At 49.4% G+C, this 25,325-nt stretch carries 20 protein-coding genes; 11 read left to right on the forward strand and 9 right to left on the reverse strand.

Annotated features, from left to right (window positions below; all coding sequences use genetic code 11):
- Positions 1-71 precede the first annotated feature (71 nt).
- Both ACHZA1_RS07015 and ACHZA1_RS07020 read left to right on the forward strand, forming a co-directional pair.
- The gene (locus ACHZA1_RS07015; RefSeq protein ID WP_320054523.1) at positions 72-452 is read left to right on the forward strand and encodes a hypothetical protein; all 381 of its coding nucleotides are present in this window, start codon (positions 72-74) and stop codon (positions 450-452) included.
- 172 nt (positions 453-624) lie between these two features.
- On the forward strand, positions 625-1,245 hold the full coding sequence (locus ACHZA1_RS07020; RefSeq protein ID WP_320054524.1) for an outer membrane beta-barrel protein: 621 nt from the start codon (positions 625-627) through the stop codon (positions 1,243-1,245).
- 83 nt (positions 1,246-1,328) lie between these two features.
- Here ACHZA1_RS07020 and ACHZA1_RS07025 read toward each other — a convergent pair whose 3' ends face one another.
- Together ACHZA1_RS07025 and ACHZA1_RS07030 are read right to left on the reverse strand one after the other, a co-directional pair.
- Positions 1,329-2,018, reverse strand: coding sequence for a LytTR family DNA-binding domain-containing protein (locus tag ACHZA1_RS07025; RefSeq protein WP_320054525.1), 690 nt, complete (start codon positions 2,016-2,018; stop codon positions 1,329-1,331).
- Complete coding sequence (locus ACHZA1_RS07030; RefSeq protein ID WP_320054526.1) at positions 2,015-2,896, reverse strand: histidine kinase; 882 nt, start codon at positions 2,894-2,896, stop codon at positions 2,015-2,017. Before ACHZA1_RS07030 ends, ACHZA1_RS07025 begins: the two co-directional genes overlap by 4 nt.
- Before the next feature lie 680 nt (positions 2,897-3,576).
- On the opposite strand from ACHZA1_RS07030, the gene ACHZA1_RS07035 reads away from it, so the two are divergent.
- The 5 genes from ACHZA1_RS07035 to ACHZA1_RS07055 all read left to right on the forward strand — a co-directional run bounded on the left by ACHZA1_RS07035 (position 3,577) and on the right by ACHZA1_RS07055 (position 11,625).
- A complete protein-coding gene (locus ACHZA1_RS07035; protein WP_320054527.1) occupies positions 3,577-4,749 on the forward strand; it encodes a hypothetical protein in 1,173 nt (390 codons plus the stop codon).
- Between the two features lie 707 nt (positions 4,750-5,456).
- Positions 5,457-7,457: an OPT family oligopeptide transporter gene (locus tag ACHZA1_RS07040; protein WP_320054528.1), complete on the forward strand. Its 2,001-nt coding sequence runs from the start codon at positions 5,457-5,459 to the stop codon at positions 7,455-7,457.
- A gap of 199 nt (positions 7,458-7,656) precedes the next feature.
- Entirely contained in the window at positions 7,657-8,883 is a 1,227-nt protein-coding gene (pepT, locus tag ACHZA1_RS07045) for a peptidase T (RefSeq protein ID WP_320054529.1), read from the forward strand.
- Between the two features lie 225 nt (positions 8,884-9,108).
- Entirely contained in the window at positions 9,109-9,840 is a 732-nt protein-coding gene (locus tag ACHZA1_RS07050; protein WP_320054530.1) for a NigD-like protein, read from the forward strand.
- A gap of 180 nt (positions 9,841-10,020) precedes the next feature.
- Complete coding sequence (locus ACHZA1_RS07055) at positions 10,021-11,625, forward strand: C69 family dipeptidase (protein WP_320054531.1); 1,605 nt, start codon at positions 10,021-10,023, stop codon at positions 11,623-11,625.
- A 150-nt stretch (positions 11,626-11,775) separates the two neighbouring features.
- Here the strand turns inward: ACHZA1_RS07055 and ACHZA1_RS07060 are convergent, their stop codons facing one another.
- A complete protein-coding gene (locus ACHZA1_RS07060) occupies positions 11,776-12,753 on the reverse strand; it encodes a TIGR01212 family radical SAM protein (RefSeq protein ID WP_320054532.1) in 978 nt (325 codons plus the stop codon).
- 225 nt (positions 12,754-12,978) lie between these two features.
- Between ACHZA1_RS07060 and ACHZA1_RS07065 the strand changes: the two genes are divergently transcribed.
- From ACHZA1_RS07065 to ACHZA1_RS07075, 3 genes are all read left to right on the forward strand, one after another.
- A complete protein-coding gene (locus ACHZA1_RS07065; RefSeq protein ID WP_320054533.1) occupies positions 12,979-14,187 on the forward strand; it encodes an acyloxyacyl hydrolase in 1,209 nt (402 codons plus the stop codon).
- 74 nt (positions 14,188-14,261) lie between these two features.
- Positions 14,262-14,633, forward strand: a complete 372-nt coding sequence (locus ACHZA1_RS07070) for a hypothetical protein (RefSeq protein ID WP_320054534.1) — start codon at positions 14,262-14,264, stop codon at positions 14,631-14,633.
- Positions 14,634-15,250: 617 nt separating this feature from the next.
- Positions 15,251-17,830 carry a family 20 glycosylhydrolase gene (locus ACHZA1_RS07075; protein ID WP_320054535.1) on the forward strand — a complete coding sequence of 860 codons (2,580 nt, stop codon included), beginning with the start codon at positions 15,251-15,253 and terminating at the stop codon, positions 17,828-17,830.
- Between the two features lie 506 nt (positions 17,831-18,336).
- Here the strand turns inward: ACHZA1_RS07075 and ACHZA1_RS07080 are convergent.
- The 6 genes from ACHZA1_RS07080 to ACHZA1_RS07105 all read right to left on the reverse strand — a co-directional run bounded on the left by ACHZA1_RS07080 (position 18,337) and on the right by ACHZA1_RS07105 (position 23,108).
- On the reverse strand, positions 18,337-19,008 hold the full coding sequence (locus ACHZA1_RS07080; protein ID WP_320054536.1) for an HD domain-containing protein: 672 nt from the start codon (positions 19,006-19,008) through the stop codon (positions 18,337-18,339).
- 289 nt (positions 19,009-19,297) lie between these two features.
- A complete protein-coding gene (locus tag ACHZA1_RS07085; protein WP_320054537.1) occupies positions 19,298-19,822 on the reverse strand; it encodes a hypothetical protein in 525 nt (174 codons plus the stop codon).
- 80 nt (positions 19,823-19,902) lie between these two features.
- Entirely contained in the window at positions 19,903-20,094 is a 192-nt protein-coding gene (locus ACHZA1_RS07090; RefSeq protein ID WP_320054538.1) for a hypothetical protein, read from the reverse strand.
- Between the two features lie 296 nt (positions 20,095-20,390).
- Entirely contained in the window at positions 20,391-21,032 is a 642-nt protein-coding gene (locus tag ACHZA1_RS07095; protein WP_320054539.1) for an RDD family protein, read from the reverse strand.
- Between the two features lie 317 nt (positions 21,033-21,349).
- Entirely contained in the window at positions 21,350-22,564 is a 1,215-nt protein-coding gene (locus ACHZA1_RS07100) for an RDD family protein (protein ID WP_320054540.1), read from the reverse strand.
- A gap of 226 nt (positions 22,565-22,790) precedes the next feature.
- Positions 22,791-23,108 (reverse strand): DUF805 domain-containing protein, encoded by a 318-nt coding sequence (locus ACHZA1_RS07105; RefSeq protein WP_320054541.1) that lies wholly within the window; start codon positions 23,106-23,108, stop codon positions 22,791-22,793.
- A 1,218-nt stretch (positions 23,109-24,326) separates the two neighbouring features.
- Here ACHZA1_RS07105 and ACHZA1_RS07110 point away from each other — a divergent pair.
- Positions 24,327-25,292: a carboxypeptidase-like regulatory domain-containing protein gene (locus tag ACHZA1_RS07110; RefSeq protein WP_320054542.1), complete on the forward strand. Its 966-nt coding sequence runs from the start codon at positions 24,327-24,329 to the stop codon at positions 25,290-25,292.
- Positions 25,293-25,325 lie beyond the last annotated feature (33 nt).

Below are 25,325 nucleotides of genomic sequence, written 5' to 3' on the forward strand. Positions count from 1 at the left end.
CTCAGGATTACTCGAAGCAGGATAGCATCCTGCTGAATTAAAAGGCGGACTATGCCCGAAACGAGGGCTTGGTGCTCGAGTGCGCGAGCTACCTTTTGGGCAGCCCCATAAAGCTTGTTACCGACGATGCGAACCTCTTGAAGGCGCTACAGCTGGTTGTCAGATGGATGAAGGAGACTAGCGACTACTCGTTTAGCATCGACGAATCGATAGCCAAGCTGAGCGAAGAAAATCAACCGATACTTAGTATTTATATGGCCTGTATGACTAAGTTTGCGCTCGAAAATAAAAATAAAGCAAAAGATGATTCGGCGGTAAAGTACGGTGTGTCCCTACTGCTGGCTAGCTACTGCGAGAATAGCGACAAAAGCAAAGGGCAGACTAGCGAAATCACAAGTTTAGTAACGGCAAAGAACAACAACACGCTAAAGCAGCACCTAGGAATGAAGTAACGCTACGGCTATACGGCCACACAGATCGAGGTTTAAAGCCTGTATAGGGAAAAACAACGCAATAAGAATTATCAACACATCATACTGAAAAATATTAAGAGGAGCCAGAGACCACTAAAAAAACGGGGCGACACCGAAAAGCCATACGAGTAGGGAAAGCATAACAAATACAATGAAACGTACTGTAAAATTAGGATTTTTGATTGGAGCATTAATAGCATCCATAAACTCTTACGGGCAAACTTCGAAGGGAAACTACATCATTACCGGAAGTACAGGCTTACAGTTCTTGAGTAGCAACACAAAGAACGTTTACGATGGAGAAACACTAAACGAATATGACACTAAGACATTTTCATTCAACCCTTCAGCGGGCTATTTCATTATGGATAATTTGGCGATTGGTTTATCCTTCAACATAACAAGCTCCAAAACGGAGATTGATGATGAGAACTATAATAAGTCAACCTCTACGCTGATTGCACCAACTGCCATGTACTACTTTCCGGTTGATGGCAAGATTAGACCATTCGCACAGCTCAGCATAGGCCTTCAATCTGTTACCAACAAGGCAAAAACACCTTCGGGAATGTATAACTCCGAATACAAGCAGACTTTAAACGGTTGTGGCGTAAACATTGGAGGTGGGGTTGCCTACTTTGTGTCAAATTACGTTTCCATAGATTTATGCTTGTCGTACACCAAGTCGTCCTTAAAAGATACAGATGACAAAGAGTTTAAGCACAAGCAATCAACCTTTGGAAGTAATATTGGGATCTCGCTATACTTCTAAACGTCCAAATTCATAAGCAGAAAAACATCGGCGTAATGCGCTCCCCCTGTCAGGGCTTGATCCCAGACAGGGGGATTTCTTTTTCAAAGCGAGAGCCGCTGCCAGAGCTTCTCGCGGTACATGTCGCCGATGGGGATGGCGCTGCCCCGGATGTGAACGCGACCGTGCTCGATGGCGTCGATCTTATCAACCGCAACGATGTACGACTTATGGACCCGAACAAAACTGTCGAGCGGCAGCTTCTCCGCCATGCCCTTCAGCGACATCAGCGTAAGGACCTTCACCCTAGGCGTAACCACGTAGATGTAATCCCCCCGGCTTTCGACGTACAGGATCTCGTCGAAGCGCACCTTCTCGAGCTTATACTCGGTTTTCAGGAAGATGAACTCGTCCATGCACCGCTCTGCCGGCGCCGGCGCCAACCTGCCGAGCACCTTCTCGGTTGCCTTGAGGAAGCGCTCGAAGGAGTAGGGCTTCAGCAGGTAGTCGCTCACGTTAAGCTCGTAGCCCTTGAGCGCGTACTGGTCGTGAGCGGTGGTGAGGATGACCTCCGGCTTGGGGTCGAGGATCTCCAGCAGCTCGATGCCCGTGAGATTCTCCATCTGGATGTCCAGAAAGAGCAGCTCCACGGGGTGCTGCTTAACGTAGGGAAGCACCTCGATGGCGGACGAGAAGGACGCCACCAGCGTTAGGTAGGGCACGCGGGCGATGAAGCCGTTAATCTTTGCCAGCGAGAAGGGCTCGTCGTCAACGGTGATGCAGCGTAGGGTCATTGCAGGGTAAGCTTTAGGGTGACGGAGAAAACTTCTGCGGACTGATCGATGGCCAGCTCGTGGCGATGGGGATACTGCATCTGAAGGCGACGCCGAACGTTCTCCAGGCCAAACCCGCCGCCATGCCGATCGTCCTTGAGCGAGATATGGTTCTTGCAGGTAAACTCCAGGCTCTGCGCGCCAACAAAGAAGCCGATGGCCATCCCCTTCCGTATGCCGGCCTCGTCGGTGTGCTTGAAGGCATTCTCGATGAAGGGCATAAAGAGCATCGGGGCGACCATCTTGCCGGAAGGATCGTCCGCAACCGTGCAGATGCCGGAGGAGAGGTCGCCGTAGCGCAGCCGCTGCAGGTCGACGTAGGCCCTCATCTGCTCAATCTCGGTTTGAAGGGGCACCTGATCGCCCACGGTTTCGTAGATCACGTAGCGCAGCAGCGAGGAGAGCTTGATGAGCGACTCCGACGCCTTTGGCTGATCGGCGTAGATCAGGTAGTCGATCGTATTAAGGGTGTTGAACAGGAAGTGCGGGTTAACCTGCGCCTTTAGCAGCAGCAGCTCGCTCTGCAGCTTCTCCTTTTCGAGCCGGCTCCGGGTCTGCATCGCCTCGTACCAGCCGAAGACGGAGCGGAACGCGATGCCGAAGATGGCGGCCACCGTCATGGCGAGCAAGCCGGAGAGGTGAAAATCCAACCGATAGAAGAGATGGATAGGGTTTCCGGCGTAAAGATCGTTGGCCACCTCAATGGAGAGGTAGCCCGCTACGGTTATGGCGTTGAGCAGCACCAGCAGCAGCGCAAGGAAGGTAAGTATCCGCCGCTTTGCCAGGTAGGCAGGCACCAGCCAGAAGTAGCAGGCGTAGAACACGACAAGAGGAAACACCCTCGTTACAACGTACAGGACGAGGCCGTCGATGGTGACCAAATTGGGGGGTTCAGGACGACGACCAACGTCAGAACGGAGAGATGGAAGAGCACGCTGACCCGTCTGCTTTTGTACCTATCAGATTTATCCATTGCCGCGAGTTAAAGACCTAAAGTTAAGGGATTATTTGGGAAATTGGGCACCGCTTCGAAGCATTGTAGCTGCCCCATCCCATCCTTGTAGAGCAAATATCGGAAGAAAGGCTCGCCCGTCAAATTTTAATCGACCAACAGGCAAAACACCTCGATGAACCCGAGGCTCTCCAAAGTAGCGTAGCAAAGGCTTGTCTATAGGAGAAGCCGCAGCGGTGAAGGGAGTACGGGGGGATAGACATCCATGGGTGACGAAAGACAAAGCTCCTGTTGGGCGAGACCAGCCAGCCAACGGTTAGGATCTTTTCCAAGCAATACGTTACATCGGTATGCCTAGGTAGCCTACTAAAAGCCAAGAACCTTACGAGCAGAAAAAGAGGTAAGCGTCTCACCGCGTATTGCCAAAAACAATAATCTGTGCTACATTCGCCTAATGCTAGCCAGCATGTAGGGGATGAGGCGCTGCAGCATAGCAGCAGCCTACTACAGGCAGCAGAAGGGGAATAAACGAACGGCAACAACTTGCAAATTTTTAATCGTTGGGATATGAGGAAGAAGCTTCTACTTGCTGCGCTTGGCGTGGTGCTGGTGGTCCTTAGCGCAGGGGCGCAGCAGGCTAATGAAACAACACAGCAGGCCGACAGCGCGCTGCTGCGGGTAAACAGCGGACGGGAGCAGCTGCTACAGGCGCTGCTAACCAACAACACCGCTAGGGCTCGCGAGCTCTACGGCAGCCTGAACCGCGACGCAAAGGATCCGCGCTACAGCCCCTTCGTATACTCCGAGGAAATTTGCATCACCCTGCTGCTTCAGAGCTGGCAGGATTGGCTCGACAAGGCGGCCAACTACCGCGAGGAGGTGCAGGCCATCGGCTACCCCAAGGCTTACCCCATCTACGACTCGCTCTACAGCAAGGCGTCGCTGAAGTGCGACACACTAAGGGCGGCAGTTGCCGCATCGGCGCTTAGCGCCGAGGAGAAGGGGCTGCTGCAGCTCTACCTACAGCTGCTGAAGACGGGCGAGCGCAACGACACCTACGGGCAGATGGTGCAGGAGGCCAGAATGCAGCACACCAGCACGCCCTACCACGACTTTGTGAACACCTACATGCCCAAGCAACCCGTTAAGGGCTCGATATCGCTGACCTTAGGCGCCAACCTATTCATCCCAACGGGAGAGCTGCACAGCCGCTTCGCACCACGAGGCGTCCCCTTCGCGGCGCTAGACTTCAACATCAGCAGGGCCTACCTTTCGCTGTACATATCGGCGGGCAAGCTGAAGTTGCGCAACGCCCTATCGGTGGTTTCCGATTCGAAGACGTACGATTTTGCCAGCGGCAGCGACTTTGCCTACTTCGAGGGAGGCATCCTAGCCGGCTACTCGGTGGTGCACAACAGCCGGGTGATGCTGGCACCCTACCTAGCGCTGGCTGGGAGCACCATAGAGAGCGACATCTACAAGGCCGCCAAGGACGACAGCAAGGAGCTAAGGGTGTACCGAACATTTGCGGCAGGGCCCGGTATCCACTCGGAGGTGAAGCTGTTCGACTTCGGCCTCGGCAGCGGCAGCGCGGAGAAGGCGCACGAGAACAACATCAGCCTGAGGGTCGACGCAGGGTATAACTTTGCTGCCACCTCCCTGCTCCCCGAGTTTAAGGGAAACTCCGGCTACCTGCGCGTGGCGCTGTGCTGGGGCATCGGCAACTTTACCCAAGACTAGCAGCAGCGGGCCACGCACCCGTAGGTGTGGCATCCGCAGAGGAAGATACAAGGAGGTGAGAGCCTCCTTTTTTTATTTATGCTGAAGGAGAGATGGGGTAAGTTAGAGGTGCAAAAAGCGCATCCAACCCACCCCTACCCCTCCCAAGGAGGGGAAAAGCAGCGATGAGGAGGCCTCGGAGGATGTCATGAAAGCTTAGAGAGATGAGCTACTATAATAAGTAACTTAGGAAAAGCGCAAAGGAGAATACGGCTGTGCCGTCGAGCTAAGTATCAATTCAGAAGTACAAACGCCTAATAGCAGCACGTTATCCCCTCCATTGGAGGGGTCGGGGTGGGTTCGAAATGTCAAATAGCATAAAAACCATCTATTAAAAAAAGCATTCACCCAGTACTTCCACCTAAACGAAAGAATAACCTGTCATTGATTATACATTTTGGCTTTGAGAAAATTTCTTAACTTAACGTTAATAGAAGTAAGCGGCTGTGCTATTGGGGTAAGTGAGCAGTGCGGGGATGCATTCCAACCCATCACACCTCCTTCCAAGAAGGGAAAAAGCAACGCTGAGACAACCTCGGAGGATACCAAGAGGTGCTGCTCCACAGGCCACCCTGTACAGCTAAAATCAGCAAAAAAAAGGAACGATATTTCGAATAACCTACGCGGGAAATCCCTATCTTGCCGCATCATTCGAAAAACTTAACGTAATGCATAACAATCCAGAAGAAAAACCCATTGGTTTACCTGAGAACGCGTACCGCGATCTTAAGGAAGGAGAGGTGTACGAGCCGATCCTATCTCCTAAAAAAACATACCCCGAAGTAACCACCTACTCGCTGCTTATGGGGCTGTTGATGGCCGTTATATTTTCGGCAGCAGCCGCCTACCTCGGGCTGAAAGTCGGACAGGTATTTGAGGCAGCCATCCCTATTGCCATCATAGCCGTAGGGCTGTCGACGGTAACGGGCCGTAAGAACTCGCTGAGCGAGAATGTCATCATCCAGTCGATTGGTGCATGCTCGGGGGTGATTGTTGCGGGAGCCATCTTTACGCTTCCAGCGCTATACATCCTTCAGGCAAAGTACCCCGAGCTATCCGTTCACTTCTTTCAGGTATTCCTGTCGTCGCTGTTCGGAGGTGTGCTCGGCATTCTGTTCCTAATCCCCTTCCGTAAGTACTTTGTATCCGATCAGCACGGCAAGTACCCCTTTCCAGAGGCTACAGCTACCACCGAGGTGCTCGTATCAGGGGCCAAGGGCGGAAATCAGGCAAAGGTGCTGGTGCTTGCAGGCTTGGTTGGCGGTCTTTACGACTTCATTGTGGCCACCTTTGGCGCATGGAGCGAGGTGATAACCACCCGTATCATTCCTGCAGGAGCCGAGCTGGCCGATAAGGCAAAGATGGTGTTTAAGGTGAACGTAGGATCGGCGCTGTTGGGGCTGGGCTACATCATTGGGCTTAAGTATGCCGCCATTATCTGCGCCGGATCGTTCGTGTCGTGGTTCGTGCTGATACCTATCATCTCATACTTTGCCGATGGGCAAACCGTTGCCGTTGGTGCCAACGTGGTAAAGCTAATTGGGCAGATGCAGCCCGAGGAGATCTTCCGCGCCTACGTCCGTAACATCGGCATTGGCGGTATTGCCATGGCCGGAGTGATTGGTATTATTCGCTCGTCGGGCATTATTAAGAATGCAGTTGGGCTTGCCGCCAAGGAGCTTGGAGGAAAGCATGCCGTAGATAAGGCTCTAGCCCGCACCCAGCGCGATCTTTCGATGAAGTTCATCGCTATAGGAACTATTATAGGAGCTGCCCTCATCTTTATCTTCTTCCAGTTCGGCGTAGTGCACAACATTACCTACGCGCTGGTTGGGTTGGCCATTGTAATGATTATTGCGTTCCTGTTTACCACGGTTGCAGCCAACGCTATTGCCATTGTAGGCACCAATCCCGTTTCGGGGATGACGCTAATGACGCTTATCATCTCGTCGGGCATTCTTGTTTCGGTTGGACTGAAGGGAACAGAGGGGATGGCCGCTGCGTTGGTGATCGGAGGCGTAGTGTGTACAGCGCTATCGATGGCTGGAGGATTTATTACCGACCTTAAGATCGGATACTGGATTGGAACAACGCCCCGTAAGCAGGAAACCTTTAAGTTTCTCGGAACGCTAGTGTCCGCAGCTACCGTTGGCGGCGTGATTATGGTTCTTAACAAGACCTACGGATTCTCTGGCGAAGGTGCACTCGTTGCCCCACAGGCCAATGCCATGGCTGCGGTTATCGAGCCAATGATGTCGGGCCAGGCAGCGCCATGGATGCTCTACGGAGCAGGTGCTATGCTAGCGCTAATCCTTACCATGATAGGCGTACCTGCCCTAGCATTCGCCCTAGGAATGTTTATTCCACTCGAGCTGAACACTCCGCTACTGGTAGGCGGTATTGTAGCCCATATAGTAGCCACCCGCTCGAAGTTTGCCGAGGTTAACAAGGCACGTAAGGAACGTGGAACCCTTATTGCATCGGGCTTTATTGCCGGTGGTGCGCTAATGGGAGTGGTAAGCGCCATTATTCGTTTCCTAGGTGCAAACCTAACGCTTACAGAGTGGGCTGAGAGCAACGGAGCTCAGATACTTGCCGTTGTAATGTATGCTGCCATCATCGGCTACTTCATCTGGGATTCGCTACGCGCTAAGCCCGAAGAGGAGTAAGTTGGGACAAGATACAAGACGCAAGTATCAAGACTCAAGACGCGAGAAGCAAGACAAATAACATAGCACGACGCACAGCAGATGGTGCAGAAGGCACAACGCAAGGTGCAGGGCTGCAGCCCGAATGCAAGTCGTAATATACGATACGTGATTGGTGATGAAAGAAAAAGCACTTAACACAGACAAACACTATAGAGAAATGTCAGAAAATATCTTAGACAAGTTTTTGAGGTACGTAGCGGTTGATACCGAGTCGGACCCCGAATCGAAAACATACCCAAGCACCGAAAAGCAGCGCGTGCTGGGCCGCATGCTCGAAAAGGAGCTAAAGGCAATTGGCCTTGCCAACGTTGACGTAGACGAACACGGATACGTTACGGCAACGCTCCCCTCGAACGCCGACAAAAAGGTGCCCACCATCTTCTTTATGGCGCACATGGATACCAGCCCTGATATGCCAGGGAAGGACATCAAGCCACAGATTGTAGCCAACTACGACGGCAACGACATCCTGCTCAACAAGGAACGCGGGCTAACCCTAAAGGTTGCCGACTTCCCCGAGCTGAAGGACTACGTAGGACAAACCATCATCACCACCGACGGAACAACCCTACTCGGTGCCGACGATAAGGCCGGCATCGCAGCCATCATGTCGGCAATGGAGTACCTGGTAGAGCATCCCGAGGTGAAGCATGGCGATATCCGCGTGGCCTTCTCGCACGACGAGGAGGTGGGCTGCGGAGTAGACTTCTTCAACGTGGAGAAGTTTAACGCCGACTTCGGCTACACCATCGATGGCGGCGCAATCGGCGAGCTGGAGTACGAAAACTTCAACGCCGCAGGCGCTACCGTAAAGATCCAGGGCTGCAACATCCACCCCGGGTATGCCAAGGACAAGATGCTAAACGCTATCCTCATCGGACAGGAGTTTAACGCAATGCTCCCCGTAAGCCAGCGACCCGAGCACACCACCGGATACGAAGGCTTCTTCCACATCACCAAGTTCGAGGGAACGGTTGAGAATGCTTCGTTCCAGTACATCATCCGCGACCACGACCGCACCAAGTTCGAGGCAAAGAAGATAGAGATGCAGCGCATCGCCGAGTTCCTAAACCAACGCTACGGCGCCAGAACCATAACCCTGGAGATTAAAGACCAGTACTACAACATGCGCGAGAAGGTGGAGCCACACTACCACATCGTAGAGAATGCCATAAAGGCAATGGAGATGGCCGACGTGAAACCTCACGTAATGCCAATCCGCGGCGGCACCGATGGCGCACGCCTATCGTTTATGGGCCTACCCTGCCCCAACATTTTTGCAGGCGGGCACAACTTCCACGGGAAATTCGAATATGTTCCGCTGGAATCTATAGTAAAAGCAAAGGACGTTATTGTTAATCTTGCATCGCTTTACGCACAGTAAGCAGTAACGGAATGCTAGAACCATATTGGGGGTGGATGTAAAAGTCCACCCCTTTTTCTTTCCCGATGCACAGCCACCTCCCCGTATTGCAGGACATATTTCTCAACAAAAACGCACGCTACGCAACAGCTCAGGCACGATTTTTGGTGAATGGACAAGGGCATTGCCAATATAATGCCGCCATTGAAGTTATCTCAACCAAACCCATTTCAAATTATCGATACCATGAAGAAAAGAATTTTACTACTACTGGCAGCGGTAATGTCGATTGCGCTTACCAGCTGCAACGACGACGACTGGTCGTCGGATAGTTATTGGGTGGACATGGGCACCGTGCAAAAAGTATCTCCCACCTCCCATGAATTCTACATTCTGCTCGACAACGGGGATAAGGTGTGGCCTGCAATAACCAACTTACCCTACTACAACCCCAAAGATGGGCAGCGAATAATTGCCAGCTACACCATTCTTTCGAACAGACACGATGGCTACAACCACGATGTGAGGTTAAACGATATTTACCAGGTGCTCACCAAGCCCATCGTCAAGCTAACCACGGCCAACGCCGACAGCATCGGCAACGATCCGCTGGTAATAACCGATGCGTGGATATCCTCCGACCACCTTAACATCGAATTCGAATTCTTAGGCGATAGCAAGCTCCACATGGTAAACCTCGTAGAGAGCGATCAATTTCCAAGCACGCCAGAAGTCGCCAAGCTACAGTTTCGTCAAAACGGCTATGGCGATAATCAGAGGTACCGAATGCGAGGCATCGTATCGTTCAGCATAAGCTCGCTGCAAACGGCCGGTGCGCAGAACAGAAAGATAGAACTCACGACAACCAGCTACGACGGCTCAACCAAAACCCTGCAGCTAACGTACGACTGGCCGGGGATCGTTAAGATTGAAGATTCCATTAACTACAATACAAAAGATTACTCCGCGGTTAACTAACCGCACATACAACCAAATCCAAACAGCAAAAAAGCACCCTGCGAAGGATGCTTTTTTTATTTCCCCCAACAAAGCATTCTGCCCAAAAACATCTATTACATGTTCCGTATCTGGCAGATTATGGCTAGCATTGCAACCGCGACAACACTATTTAGTTATACCACTTAATCTGCAACCAAGATGAGAAGAAGAATTGGAGGGGTAATGCTCCTGTCGTGGGGGATACTCTTCGCCATTAACGCCTACAGCCAGGATGACAACCCCTACTTTGGGGAAACCTGCACCAGCATCCTTGTTGGCAAGAAGGCATCAGCCGACAAATCGGTAATAACCAGCCACAGCTGCGACGGCGCCTACCGATCGTGGCTCAGCATCGAGCCAGCAGCCACCTACGCAGACACGGCCAAGGCCAAAATCTTCAAGGGAAACCTCAAAACCGAAAGCATCAACGACAAGAACGGCCTTACGCTGGCCGGAACAATCCCACAGGCAAGACAAACCTTCGCCTACCTCAACACCACCTACCCTTGCCTCAACGAAAAGCAGCTGAGCATTGGCGAAACCACCATTGTCGGCCGCAAGGAACTGGCAAACCCAAAGGGGATGTTCAACATCGAGGAACTGCAGCGGATAGCCCTGCAGCGATGCACCACCGCCCGCCAGGCCATTAAGCTAATCGGAGACCTCATTAAGCAGTACGGCTACGGCGACATGGGCGAGTGCATCACCATTGCCGACAAGAACGAGGTATGGCAGCTCGAGATCTTCGGCGAGGGCGCCGACCGCATTGGCGGCGTTTGGGCAGCCCAGCGCATCCTCGACGATCATGTGGGCATATCGGCAAACGTTGCCCGCATTGGCGAGATAGACCTGAGCAAGCCCGACTACTTTATGGCATCCGACAACGTAAAGGAGGTAGCGCTTCGCCTTAAGCTGTGGGATGGCACCACCCCCTTTAAGTTCTGGAAAGCCTACAGCCAGTCGAAGAAGAACTTCACCATACGCGACTTCTTCGTACTGAGCAGCGTCGCACCTTCGGCCAACCTAAAGTACGACGCCGACGAGCTTCCCTTCTCGGTAAAGCCCGACAAGAAAGTATCGGTCCAAGACGTGTTTGCCTTTTACCGCACCACCTACGAGGGCACCTTCTACGACATGACCAAGAACCTAAAGGTGGCCAAAACCACCTACAAGGCAGACGGCACGGTGGAAAAGGTTGACACCGTGCTCTACGAGGGCGCCAACCCTTGGATGGGAAAGGATGAGGCGGCCATGTACAACGCGCTTAAGCCCGGATCGGTAGATTTTCAGCGTACCGTATCGGTGTGCTGGTGCTCCTACTCCGAAATCATCCAGCTGCGCGACTGGCTTCCCGACGAAATTGGCGGCGTAGCGTGGTTCTCGTTCGACAACCCAGGCCAAAGCCCCCGCTTGCCCATCTACTCGGGCAACCTGTCGCTACCCGATAGCTACAGCATCTGCGGCCAGCAGCGCTACCGCGAGGATGCCGCAATATGGAGCTTCCGCAAGGCAAATAAGCTAGCCACCGTAAAGTGGCAGAAGAGCCGTAAGACCATCGAAACCGAAGTTGCAGCATTAGAAGCCAAAGCGCTAGCCGAGCAGCCCGCCCTAGAGGAGCAGGTGAAGGAGCTGGTAAAGAAGGGGAAGAACAAGGAGGCCCGCGAGGTGGTTACCCGCTACTCCAACGACTTTGCCCGCGGCGCCATGCAGCGCTGGACCGAACTCGAACACACCTTCTGGGGTATGTTTGGACGAGGTTTTTAAGCCTACAGCCAACAAAAGATATAAAAGCAAGAGCAACATCCTACAACAGATGCTGCTCTTGCTCCTTTTTCGCAAAGTCTAATTGCTTACCTAGTCTTCCAGAACCGATTCCTTTCCTATTGTATAGAAATAGAAGAATGAAACAGGCAGCTAAGCCTCCTGCTTCCGTTCAGTTTCCACAAACAGTCTCCCCTGCCAGGTATTCAGTTCAGCCAATCGCTTGTCGAGCATCGAAACCAGCTGCTCGTTGCGCACCAAGCCCCACCCAGGGCCAGCCTGAAAGCGTGGAGGAACCTCGCCGGCAAAGCGCTCAACCACAAAGCGAGGGTTCAGGCGCTCGAGAAACTCCACAAAAAAGTCGATATACTCCTGTAGACCAAAGAAGCGAAACTGTTCAGGGTTCTGCTCGTACTCCTTAGCCATGTATGTACCCTTAAATATCTGTAGCTGATGAAATTTAATGGTATTAAGCGGCAGCTTCGAGAGCATCTCAGCCTGCGCCAGCATCTGCTCGCGCGTCTCACCAGGGAATCCGAACATCATGTGCGCACCCACCTTAATGTGCCGCTTGGCAGTTTGCTCAATAGCCCATATAGCATCCTCGTAGGTATGACCACGGTTGACACTCGCCAACGTATTGTTGTAGCAGCTTTCGATACCGTACTCGATGGCAACGTACTTCTCCTTCGAGAGTTCTGCAAAGAAGTCCAGCTTTTCCTCGTCCACACAATCGGGGCGCGTTCCTACAACGACACCAACAACCTCGGGCAGTTCGAAAGCTTGGCTGTATACCTCCTTAAGCTTTTCAAGCGACGCATAGGTATTGGAGTAAGCCTGAAAGTAGGCTAGGTAACGACTAGCCTTTTGGTAGCGCTTAACGTGAAATTCAATTCCCTCCTCCAATTGCTGCCTTATGCTCTTCTCCGGTGTACAGTACGACGGATTAAAGGCATCGTTCAAACAAAAGGTACACCCACCGCGAGCAACCTTGCCGTCGCGATTAGGACAGGTAAAGCCCGCATCAATGGTAAGCTTTTGGATGCGCTCGCCAAAGGTGCTCTTAAAGTATCGCGAGTAGGAGTTGAAGCGCCGACTATCGCCCCAAGGAAATATCTGCTGTTGGTTCATTCTTAGCTATAAAAGAGTGGGCAAAGGTATAAATAAATAGTTTCCACCATCGACAGACAGCTAACCATCAGGCTTATTAACAGAGACACCACCAAAAAGTAGGTTGAGATTTCGAAATGAGATGAAAATAATCCTACATTAAAAGACTAAACGAACAAAAAGATCTGTTATATAAATTGTACGAGATCAATCTATTCCCCGTTTTCTTCAACCAAATTTGTATTGATGAGAAGAAACTTGTTGATATTGGTTATGCTAATTCCTTTGCTTTCCATTGATTTATCGGCAAAAGCAGAGAAACCCGATAGCACAAGATGGATTTACTGGACTCCTTTTGCAACAACCATTGGAGCAGGAGACGGATATGTGTTTAGACCACGGACTGCAAGGAAATACAACATTACTTTCCCCGCTTTTCAGTCCATTTCGGCAAGCTTACTCTTCACCTCGAACCGCAATACTTTAATAGATACGCTCTTTGGCAAACCATACTTCGGGATTGGCGTGTACAAGCCCTTCTTTCATAAATCAGAATTGCTTGGAGACCCCGCTTCCATCTATATAATATACGGGTTAAACATATATCAACTTAGCGATGAACTAACGCTAAGCGCGGAGGCTAAACTGGGGACCTCTTTTGGATGGAATCCATACGATTCGAACACAAACCACGAGAACAGAATTATTGGCGCAAAGAATAACTACCACGCCGGCTTGGACATCTTCCTTAAGTATAGGATCAACAACTACCTGCAAATACGAGCGGGTGCCACATACTCCCACTTTTCCGACGGTGCATACCGGTTACCCAACGCAGGATTGAATACCCTTGGTGGGTTTGCAGATTTGATGGTAACCTTTAAAGATCGCCTCCAACTCGATAAACACTCCAAAGCAGCAAGAAAAGTTAAGCCGCATGTAGAGTACGACCTAGGGATCAGCTGCTCATCGCGCCAAATTCTTGGAGATGTAGAGAACTCCAACTCCACCGTGATACTCAACCACTCGTTTAAGGCGGTAGATCTAAGCACCTACGCCATGTACGTACGCAGCCGCTACCTTAGAATGGGGGTTGGAGTGCACCTCATCTACGATGAAAGTAGCAACGTCACCGCCACCCGCACAATAAATGAGGAAACGGCAACGATCGTCAACAGCTACGAGCCCTCTAGCTCGCGCGAAAGATTCGCAGCAGGAGTATTTGGAAAGGTTGAACTTCCGATGGGGTACGTTAACGGGGTGATAGATTACGGCTATATACTCACGCCACAGCTAAGCAGCAACAGCTTCTCTCGACTAAATCTCGGCTTAAAGTCGTACGTATACCGAGGGATAAATGCCTCTTTCGGTATTCAGATCACCCCAAAGAACAAAGCAAACTGTGTTTTCCTTGGGATAGGATACACGTTCAACTACTATTCCCTATTCAGGTAACACATCATCCTTAGTTGACTCTCCGAATAATCCATTGTATATTTATTGACAGGCGGGATTACCGCTATCAGACCATGGATAAAAGCAACAAAACAGAGATTGAGAAGAAAATTGCAACTATCGACCGCGAGTTTAGTAGCCGATGGGGACGACACTACTTTAAAGGAGCAAAGAGTAGCGACATCATCACGTTGGAGGAGACCCTTTCGACCGTAAAAATTGTTTACAAGCTCTCGTCTATCCTTGCGAAGATATTCCTACTGCTGCTTTGCGGGCTTGTGCTGCTAAAGGTGCTGGACGTTGATATCTTTATCGATCTAAATAAGCTGAGCGTACTAATTGTTTTTGCTTTCGCGTTCCTAATAAATGCCTACCGCACCTATAAGGTAATGGTTAACCTAGAGTTCAAGATATTTCTGATGAGGATGCTCAATGAGCTTGACTAGATTTTTCTTTTGAAACACACAAAATAGAGAGAGAGGTGCTATCAATAAGTAGATAACACCTCTCTCTTCTCAAATTAACACCTGCACTTTGCTTCAGCCCAAATGTGCAGAAAGCTCCTTCAAAAATTCCAATTTAAAGGATTCCCTTAAAAAATACATTCCCTCTGTATTCTTCCTAAAACCAACACTTAAATTTTTACACTACAAAGATCTACATTTTCCGACAGTAAAAGGTGTAGAATAATTTCACTTTGCTCTAATATTCAACCATCGCATACGTTACACACCTCAACGATGTTGATGAAAGCATCTCCCTACACATCTCGAATTAAGCGAGATTTATCACTGGTATAGAAGGAATTAAACCACACAACAGCGGCCAAATCCATAGAGAAACCGCTGCACGACACCACATCGATGGCCTATTTCTCCAAAAAAACGCTGGCATAGTATGCGCAGCTCCAGAATTTCATCATAGGAGCAGAAGAAAACTACGCACCACCCTTCAAAACTTTATGGCGAACACAACAAAGCCCTGCCACTACCAGCCAACGCGTAGTTTTGTTGTAGTTCATTTGCTAAATTGCCATCCAATCTAACACCATTTTGCAACCACCATGAGAAAAAACCAAGAGAGCTTCTGTACTTCACTTAAACGATGGAGCGCATTTGCAGGTATCTGTACCGCAATGCTCGTTGCGGGAGGTTCACTAAAGGCTCAGCCGCACAAAGCGCTTGTTCCGCTGCCCGTATCGGCAACGTACGGAACCGAATCGTTTACCATCAACGAAAAAACGACCATCTTCTGCACAAAAGAGACAAAGAGGGAGGCAAGAAAGCTGCAACAAATGCTTAATCCGGCAACGGGCTACCCGCTGAAGCTAGCCAGGAAGGGAGAAAGCAACAGCATTCGCCTTAGCATCGACAAGAGAGCTGAGCTTCCTGCCGAAGGGTACCTTCTCCACGCCGATAGCAGGGGGATCTCCATCACCGGAGCCGACGCTGCGGGGCTATACTGGGGCATGCAGACGCTTCGCCAGCTGCTGCCCGCACAGATTTACCAAGACACCAAGCAAAATAGCATTGCATGGACCGTTGGTCAAGCCGATATCAAGGACTATCCCCGATTCGGATGGCGTGGTATGATGCTCGACTGCTCGCGCCAGTTCTTTAGCGCCAAGGTTGTGAAGCAGTACATCGACTGGCTGGCGGTACATAAGATCAACATCTTCCACTGGCACCTTACCGACGATCAGGGTTGGAGAATCGAAATAAAGAAGTACCCGCTGCTAACCCAGAAGGGCGCATGGCGCGGACCAAACGAGGTGCTGCAACCCGCTTTTGGCTCGGGCAACAACCGATATGGCGGCTACTACACCCAAAAGGAGATCAAGGAGATCGTTCGGTACGCAGCCGAACGCCACGTTAACATCCTTCCAGAGATAGATATCCCCGGGCATAGCCGCGCAGTAACCGCGTCGTACCCCGAGGCGCTCTGCCAAACGAGCGATACCAGCCTGAGCGTGCAGGGCGAAAAGCAAAACGTGTGGTGCGCCGGACGCGAGGAGAACTTTAGGATGCTCGACGACATCTTCGGCGAGGTGGCAAGGCTATTCCCATTCGCCTACATCCACATTGGCGGCGACGAGGTTAACAAAAACTACTGGAGCAGCTGCCCAAGAGATCAGCAGCTGATGAGGGAGAAGGGCATGACCTCTGTTGATCAGATCCAAAACTACTTCATCAGGCGTATTCAGGCCATCATCACCCAAAAGGGCAAGAAGATGCTGGGCTGGAACGAGATTTTGGAGGGCGGAAAACTGGATAGCGAAACGGGCGTGTTGGCCTGGACGGGCGTAAAAGCTGGCATCGAAGCGGCACAGAAGGGCCATCCGGTGGTGATGCTCCCCGGATCGTACTGCTACTTCGACATGGCGCAGGCGCGCGGCGAACGCGGACACTGGTGGGCTGGGATTGTCAACCTCGAAAGGGTTTACTCCTTCGATCCGCTCAATAACCAGCAGCTATCGGCCGAAGAGAACAGCCGCATCTTTGGCGTTCAAGCGGCGCTTTGGTCGGAATACCTCGATCAGCCCGTACGCTACGTGGAGTACCAGTCGTATCCACGCATCTGCGCCATTGCCGAGGTGGGCTGGACACCACAGGCGCAGCGCCAATGGACAGACTTCAACCAAAGAATTACCAGCTACCACTTCGAACGTCTGGCAAATATGGGCATCAAGTTCCGCGTTCCACCGGCATCAGCGACATTCGCCAAAGGAGTGGTAGCGGTTGCCGAACCCTATGCAGGTGCAACGATTCTCTACACCACCGATGGAAGCGATCCAACTAGCGCATCGCCGCTGTACAGCCGACCTTTCGGCTGCTCGACCCCCGAATTGCTTCGCACAAAGGTTTACTTCAACGATACCCTACAGAGCAACACCGCTGCTGGAGCCGAACCTCAACCTTTTGCATCGTGGGATGCATCGACCATAGGCACCGAATGGAAGACCTTAGAGTACTCCATTACCGATGTGCTCTACGGCAACGACTACTGGCAGCTGGAACTTCGACCAACAAAGGGGGCCAAAGCGATAGAGGTACGCAATGCCGCCATCATCCAAAACAACGAGACGATAGCCTCGGATACCCATCTATCCACTGCTGGAGGCCGAAATGGACGACCTTACTACCACTTTGCCATCGACAAATTCAGCAGTCAAGGCAGCTACAAGCTAAGAATAGAGGTACATGCAAAGGATAGCGCCGATAGCCAGGGCAGCTTCATCCTCCGAAAAAGCGAGTATACCGAACCTGAGATCAGCGCGAGCACCAGCCTTAAGGTAGACGAGGGCAAAAGCTCGCTGGCCAACCTTACCGATTGGAACAGAAGCACCAGCTTTACCGCTGCCGAAGCAGCAAAAGATGGCGACTACCTGACCTTCGTGCTCAAGGAGCCAACGTTTATAAGCAAGCTGGAGGTGCGCACCGGGATTCCACCAATATCGCGCTACATCCTCACCGATGGAATCCTAGAAATATCGGAAAATGGAGCCGACTTTACCAAGGTTTCGGGCTTTACCTACGGTATTGCCAGCGCTACCATCGGCAAAAAGGTGAAGAGCATCCGCGTAAGAGCCGTTGGCAAGCAGCCCGACCCGTTTATTGCCGTGCAGGATTTGATGCTGTGGTAGTATAGCACCACCATCCACCCAATATAGTAGTGCAGCAAGCAGCCTTTTAGGGCTGCTTGCTTGCGTTAGAGGTGTTGCTACTATAAAGAAAGCGTAAGCCATCTTCGCATAGCAGGAATTTCATGTCAAGGCGTATCCCCAGCTGGCGGGGGCAGGAGGTGGAGAATATACGTCAATGGCAAAAATGCGATGCTTTTATTGACAATACACGATCGAAAATCCACCCCCTACCCCCCGCCAGCGGGGGACAACCTTCGAAATTAAGTTGTACCATTGGCTAAAGGCGAAATTCATGAGCAGTGGGTAAGTTTGCTCATTAAAATCAATACTTTATCCACACTTAGCGTTCTTACCACCCCTACCTCCCGCCTAAGCGGGAGGATATGCTGCCACGATTACGCCTCCAATCAAACTAAAGACAATCGTGGCGTTATGGTCTATAGAAAAACGGCGTTCAACAACATCGGCTTCTGTATCAGTAGCCGCATATTTTGCAGAAATGCCCTTTACTTCTCGCCCTCCCACTCCAGGTAGAACTCATCTAGAAACTCCTCCATCACCCGATGACGGTGCTGCGCCAACCTTTTTGCGGTTGCGGTATTCATTCGCTCCTTAAGCAGCAGCAGCTTCTCGTAAAAGTGGTTGATGGTGCTGCCATTGCCCTTCTTATACTGCTCGAACGACTGGTGTAGCACCGGATTCTGCTCGGGATCGTACATTGCGCGCGCCTTGCTACCGCCGTAGGCGAACGTCCGCGCAATGCCAATGGCACCAACGGCATCGAGCCTATCGGCATCCTGCACCACCTGCCCCTCAATGGTAGGCATAGGAGTGGCAACACCCGCACCCTTGTACGAGATATCGCGTACTATCTGGCAAACATGCGCGATAACGTCCTCGTCCGCCATCAGGCTCTGGAGCCATGCCCGCGCTTTTGCAGGGCCCACCTCCTCGTCGCCATCATGGAACTTCCAGTCGGCGATGTCGTGCAGCAGGGCGGCAAGCTCCACCACCAGCAGGTTGGCGTTTTCCTCTTGGGCAATACGAACCGACATCTTCCAAACCCTATAGATGTGCCACCAATCGTGCCCCGAGCCTTCGCCAACGAGCAAGCCGCGCACGTATTCGGCGGTTTTACCAGTAAGGCTATCGCTATCCGATCGTAAAATGTCTTCCATATCGCAACTTATCGTTAGTAGTAAGCAAAGGTAAGGGTTTATTTAGCATGGATAATACTAAAGAGATAGGGCGAAACCAGACGGCAGCACTGCCGCTGTAGGTTATAGCTGTTAGGCTAAGCATACATAAGCAAGGAAAAGGTGCAAACCGCTCCGCAAATCCGACTCACCCCCAATCCCCCTCTCTCCGAATAGCCTTGGAAAGTCTACCGATAGTGTAAGCACTTGCTTGCCGATTGCAAAGAGGAGGGTGCGGCACGGATATAAGCTGCTGGCGAATCGGAGTTAACTAATCATGTGAACTTGCTGGGTATATAACATGTAAAGGTAGTACGTAACCGCTAAAGTAAACATTTGCATTACCTCTTCTTGCGGGTTTGAATTTCAGCAAACGAATCAGCCTAAATGCTTCATTTCTACAATAGTCATAATCAATCTCTTTAGACCAAACATCACGTGTGATATATTCCTCTATGCTTTTATCATATTCATCGTAATAGACTCTATCTACCCTTAAGATTTTAGTATTCGATGTATTACCATTACTATCAATGTCAAATTTCACATAAACAACGGCTTTTGCTTCTCTTTCTCCAGAACGAATTGGGCAAGAACTTCCATTTATATGTATAAAGCGTAATAAAGAATCCACCCCCTGCTCGTAGTATGGGCCAAAACATGTTGAATCATTTATATCGCTATAATAAATTATTGTACCTCTTTTAATATTTCGCGCCCTTTGTTTCTGAGCAATACTCAAATTACTCACAAATAAAGCAGACAAGAAAATAAGTATGATATAACGTCCCCTCATTCATGCATATTATTACCCTTTTATACAATTCCCCCCTTTGCTCAGAAAAGGCAATAGTTTCAACCAAACAGTAGCTATTTCTACTTATTCTGCCTTCGATACTCAATTCGCATTAGTCCAGTAATAGTAACCAGCCCCAATCCAATAACAAAACTGTACTGCTTAAATGGATTACTAGGAACGACATCCGTTAACGCAATGATTAATATTACCATGTTGGCAATCCAAGCAAGGATTGCAATACTCCAAAGTAGCTTTCTAAATGTGCTCATAACTTTTGGTTCTTATGAATGTGTAGAAGCTTATCATACTATCGCTAATCGTAGATAGTGCCCAATACTTTTAATGGCAGCACACGTTGAATGCCAGTGGCAACCTACAGACTGCAACCAAATGTAGCAAAAAATAAGCGCAGCCGTGGTGGTGGCTGCGCTTACGTATGGTTTTACGGGTTTTGCCGTATGATGGAGGTCTTAAACCGCCAGTTAGGTTCGACGGAAACGAAGTTCGACGTAGTCAATTGCAAATTCTGCCGAGCCTTGCGCATATAGTACTACGGCTAACGACGCTAATTTATTCTATCAACTACAATCGAGCTAATTGCTTTGTCGTGCAGGGCTTGCCTATCCTCGTTTAAAAATGCAATCAGATACAACAATGGAAGAAATCCGCTTAATGTCTTTATCACATTTCTAATAATAACCTTAGGCATAGTAAGCATATTATCATCCTCGTAATCTGAGACCTTCATTGACAATAGCAGCTTACCTAGCGAAGAGCCTTTCAACAAGATGTCGCATGCCACAAAGTATATAAATGCCAATATTTCGAAGAAGAACCAATAGTTGAACGATGAGAATACTGAATATAAGATGTAAATAAGTACTACATCAATAGCAAAAGCACCAACTCGTTTCCCTGAATTTGCAGCGGTAAGTCCTATTGGATTAGCTGCCTTTACTGTGCCATGTGGATTTTGAGGCGTATATTCATCCTCATTGAGCATTGAACCTGGTACGTAAGATGTATGGCAATAGCAACACTCCAGTTCATCTCCTAAATCGGCTGTCGAAAATAATGGTATAAAGAATAGATGAAAGTACCTTTTGTAGCGTTTTAGCCTATAGTTCTGCTCTCGCTTACAGTTTGGACAATGAAATTTACCTGATTTAACAACATTCCCAATCGATTTGGTTCCATAAATTATCATACTCGTATTTTGTTAGTTCAACTTCCTATTCTTTTGCCTGCTTTAATCGCCATAGATTAACCCAGCGGTTGAGGCTAGGCAAAGTTGGGCTACTCTGTGCGTCAATACGCTTCGGTTCAAGCCTCGTCTTTCCCAAGCTACGACTTACTGACCGCAACCAAACGTAGCAAAAATATAAGCGCAGCCGTGGTGGTGGCTGCGCTTACGTATAGTTTTGCCGTTTGATGGGGACTAGAATCGCTACTATAACTCAATGGAACAATGTTCGACATAGTCAACTGCATATTCCACCGAGCCTCGTGCGAATGGTACTACGGCTAACGAAGCGGATCTACCCGATCGACAACAATCGAGCCGGCTGCTTTGTCGTGCAGGGCTTGCCTATCCTCGTTTAAGAATGCGATCAGATATATCAACGGCATAAGCCCGCATAATGCCTTTACTACATTTCTAATAATAACCTTAGGCATGGTGAGGGCTTCTCCATCTTCGTAAGCTGACACCTGTACGGACAGTATATACTTGCCTAGCGAAGACCCCTTCAACAAGATATCGCATGCCACAAAGTATACGAGCGCCAGCACTTCGAATACCAATAGATGATTGAACGATGCAAATACGGTAAATAGTACGATGTTGATTAGTGCGATATCAATAGCAAAGGCACCAACTCGCTTCCCGGTACTTGCTGGGGTAAGATCAGCTACCGTATTTGCTGGGGTACGTACCGTATTCGCAGCATTAGCGGTGCTCATCGGATTCTGATCGGCATCATCGGCGGGTTCAACCTTAAATATCCTAAATAGCAGGACAAGCGGCAGCAACGACAGCGCAAGCAACAGCACAAGTATAACATCGAACAATATCAGCAGTGCAGCGCTGGTAATAGACAACGGTTGCGATCCCTTATCGAGCACGATAGCCTTCCGGCTAATATTGAATCCACTACTGGTTAGCAACTTGTAGGGCTCGTCGCCGATGGTTACGCCGTCGAACTTGCCGCTGATCTGGAATAGCGAATCCTTAAAGTACTTGTCGTTATCGAGGTCGCGCTCGCCAACATTGGTATCGTGGATGATAACATGCGACACCAAATCGGACGCTAATGCATTGGGCTTGCTGTGAACCTGCTTCTCGGAATAAACCGGATAGTATATGCCCGAAAATGTGGTATCGCTATTCTTAATTCGGGTCTCCACCAGATAGCTGTAGCTCTTATAGCCAACCAATAGTTCTGCGGGCAGATCTCCTACTTTACCCAGCAAGGAATCGGCTTCATGCTGAGATAGGTTCTGCATAACCTTAAGCGGTTGCGCCTTATCAACAATAAAGTAGAGAGGCAGCTTATCCGCCGGTGTAGTACAAATCTCCTCAATGGACAACCTCTTAGGATTCTTAACCGAAACACCAAACCAAATGTCGGGTATAAAAATAAAGAAGAGTAGACTAACCGCTACTGCCCCAACAATCAACCTGCCAAAAAAGCTTCCCCTCTTAAAGAAAAGCAAAATCACTAAAACTGTGTTCTTCATAGTATCCAACAATATAATTCAAATAAATCCAACTAAATTTTCTGCTAGCGTTTGCCATGCCTGTGAAGGCTCTTGCCCCATAGCCCCTCGCTAAGAGTAGGCTTTCCTAAACTTTCGGACTGTCGAACTCTAGCCATAACAAATTAGGCTAGACATCTTGGTTACGAGAGTGTAGCGAAGATGCTACGTTCAATGAGAAATAATAATATTCAAACAAATACACGTATCACTTTTTGTTATCTTCTGATTTTGGATTTTTTCCATATTCATTAGACCCCTTATTCCCCTCTTTAAAAAGTAATGATAAATAATGCCATGGTAATATTTGAAGTAAACCAGTATCCCCTATATCGTGAGAACGCCTTGTGCCTTGAGCAAAAAATATCCAAACTAACGGAATAAATAATGCATAATAAATTAGAAGTCCGTTGAGACTATTATTTGTAACTTCAACAAGCAACCAATTAATTCCATTACAAAAGATAAAATACACCCAATAGTCAGAACGTCTTATTCTACCTTTAAAAGAAAACAAACTTCGCATAGTAATATTATTTAAATATCCGACCTATCTATTATTCTAATCTCTCTTTATCCAACATCCCCTCTTTAGACGAATGTTACAACCTTCGTGAACTATATCATTGCAGGCTATAGTCTGCAAAATATAATCGTCTGAGGTGTAGTTACAACCAAACATCGGTAAAACAAGCATCTTTGAAATCCATTCCCATCCGAACGAATGGGTATCGAGAACATTATAGTACAATACGATAATAAATGGCTACAAAATGCTTATGCGGCTAAGATAGAAACAAAACCTTTACGCTATCCCGCCGTAGCCAAATAGCTTTAACAAAATAAGCAGGGGATTCATCAAGCGATTTAGAAAGAGGCAGCAAGTAGAAGGGTAATTCGCATGAGTTGGGGAATGCCTTACCCACCAATATCGATACTTGCCCAAAATGCGGCTGGCATTTACCCATAAATTGGCAGCGATTACCAATGATAAGGCACACTTTTACCCATAAAAAAGCATGTTTTACCCGTAAGTGAGCTATAAAATACCCGTTGAAAGGTATAAATTCCCCATAAAAAGGTGTGTTTTACCCGTAAAAACGGACACATCACCTGAATTTAAGCTTAAATTACCCGTAAAAATGCATGTTTTACCCATGTTTAGGCATGCTTCACCCAAGGCGAACGGCATATATCGCGCACACATACAGTACATTCCACATTTTGCCGTATGCTTAACCCAATTTTCATCAATCCACAACCCTATAGTAGGGGCTATGGCGCAGCATAATTCGAAGCGGCTGCCCTATAGCTGTAGGATTCCACAAAAGAATGGATGTACAGCCCATAATTCCCCTTTAGCGGCTTAGGGAATAGCGGTAGCGCGGCTGTAAATGGCTACTAACACCCCAATACAGGGCTTACAGATGCCTACGGCGGGTCGCCGTTAGCTGTGAAAAAGGGCGGGGTACCCAATTTTTTAGCTTCAGCAGGGGGTTAGCGCTTGGGCTAATGTCTGTAAAGGTTGGAGGGAGTGGTGCGTAGCGTCTCTTGCCAGGGGAAATCGGCATTGCGGATATGAGCAAAGTATGTAGCGCAGCGGCTGCCCAAACCTTGGCTCGGAGATTTCTGTGGTTGGATTAAAAAATATTTATATTTTCTGTAATTATTTTTCAAACAAGCGTTGCAAAAGTAATTTTAGTTAATTAATATTGTATAATCAAACCAATATTTTAAAGGTAACATGGAAACATCCAAAGAAAAGATGAAGGTAATCGGTACCCGGTGTACCATTATCGCTGGGTCGGAGGAGGCAAAAGACAATGCAGAAGTTCAAGCCATTGCCGCCGACATCGTAAAAACCGTAAACAGCACAAAAGAGCTCCACTTTTCGATACGGCTAAAGAACGACGAGCTGCTATCGACCAAGAAGGAGACGAAGAAATGGGCTGCACTCGCTGTTAACGGTGCAGTAAACGCGCTGCTCATGCTCGAATCGCTGAAGCCAACAGCGGAGGCCAACCCCAAAAAGCTAGCTACAAAAAGCAACTTTATGGCGATGAAGCGTCCGGCATTCCTGGAGCAGACCAAAATAATCGGCAACCAGCTGAAGGAAAAGAGCAGCGAGCTGCTGGCACGCGGCTACAAGCAGGCGCAAATCGACGAGGTGACCACCAATGCGCAGAAGATGCAGCTGTCAATCGACAAGGAAACCGCCCTAGGGGTGGAGCTTAGCCTGCTGCGCAACAAGTGCAAGGCGCTAGAGCCAACCATCAACAGCAAGTTTAACACGCTTAACTCGATAGTAACGGTAAACCAGGCGCTGATGCCAACGCTCTACAAGGATTACTTTGCGGTTAAGCAGTCCAAGACGAAGACTGCGCACATGACCATCACCGGATACGTCACCTGCGAGGGGAAGCCGCTCCCCAATGCGAGCATTAAGATATTCTCTACCGAAGAGGTTAAGAAAAAATCGGTGAGGAGGACGGCTGCTGCAAGCGACACCACAACGGTTGAGAAGGTGGTTGCCGAGAAACTGAGCAACGTCAATGGCGAATTTGCAACGGATAAGCTGAAGGCGGGGAAGTACAGGGGGCGCATCACCAAGAACGGGCTCACGGTGGCCGATGTTACCCTATTCGTAAACCCCAAAGAGGTGACGCGGATAGACATTGCGCTGGACAAGCTGGAGTCAACCAATAACTAGCATACGGAACGCACAGGCGTTTGCTCTTTCATA

It is taken from the genome of uncultured Acetobacteroides sp. (assembly GCF_963667355.2).
In the GTDB taxonomy this organism is placed as follows: domain Bacteria; phylum Bacteroidota; class Bacteroidia; order Bacteroidales; family ZOR0009; genus Acetobacteroides.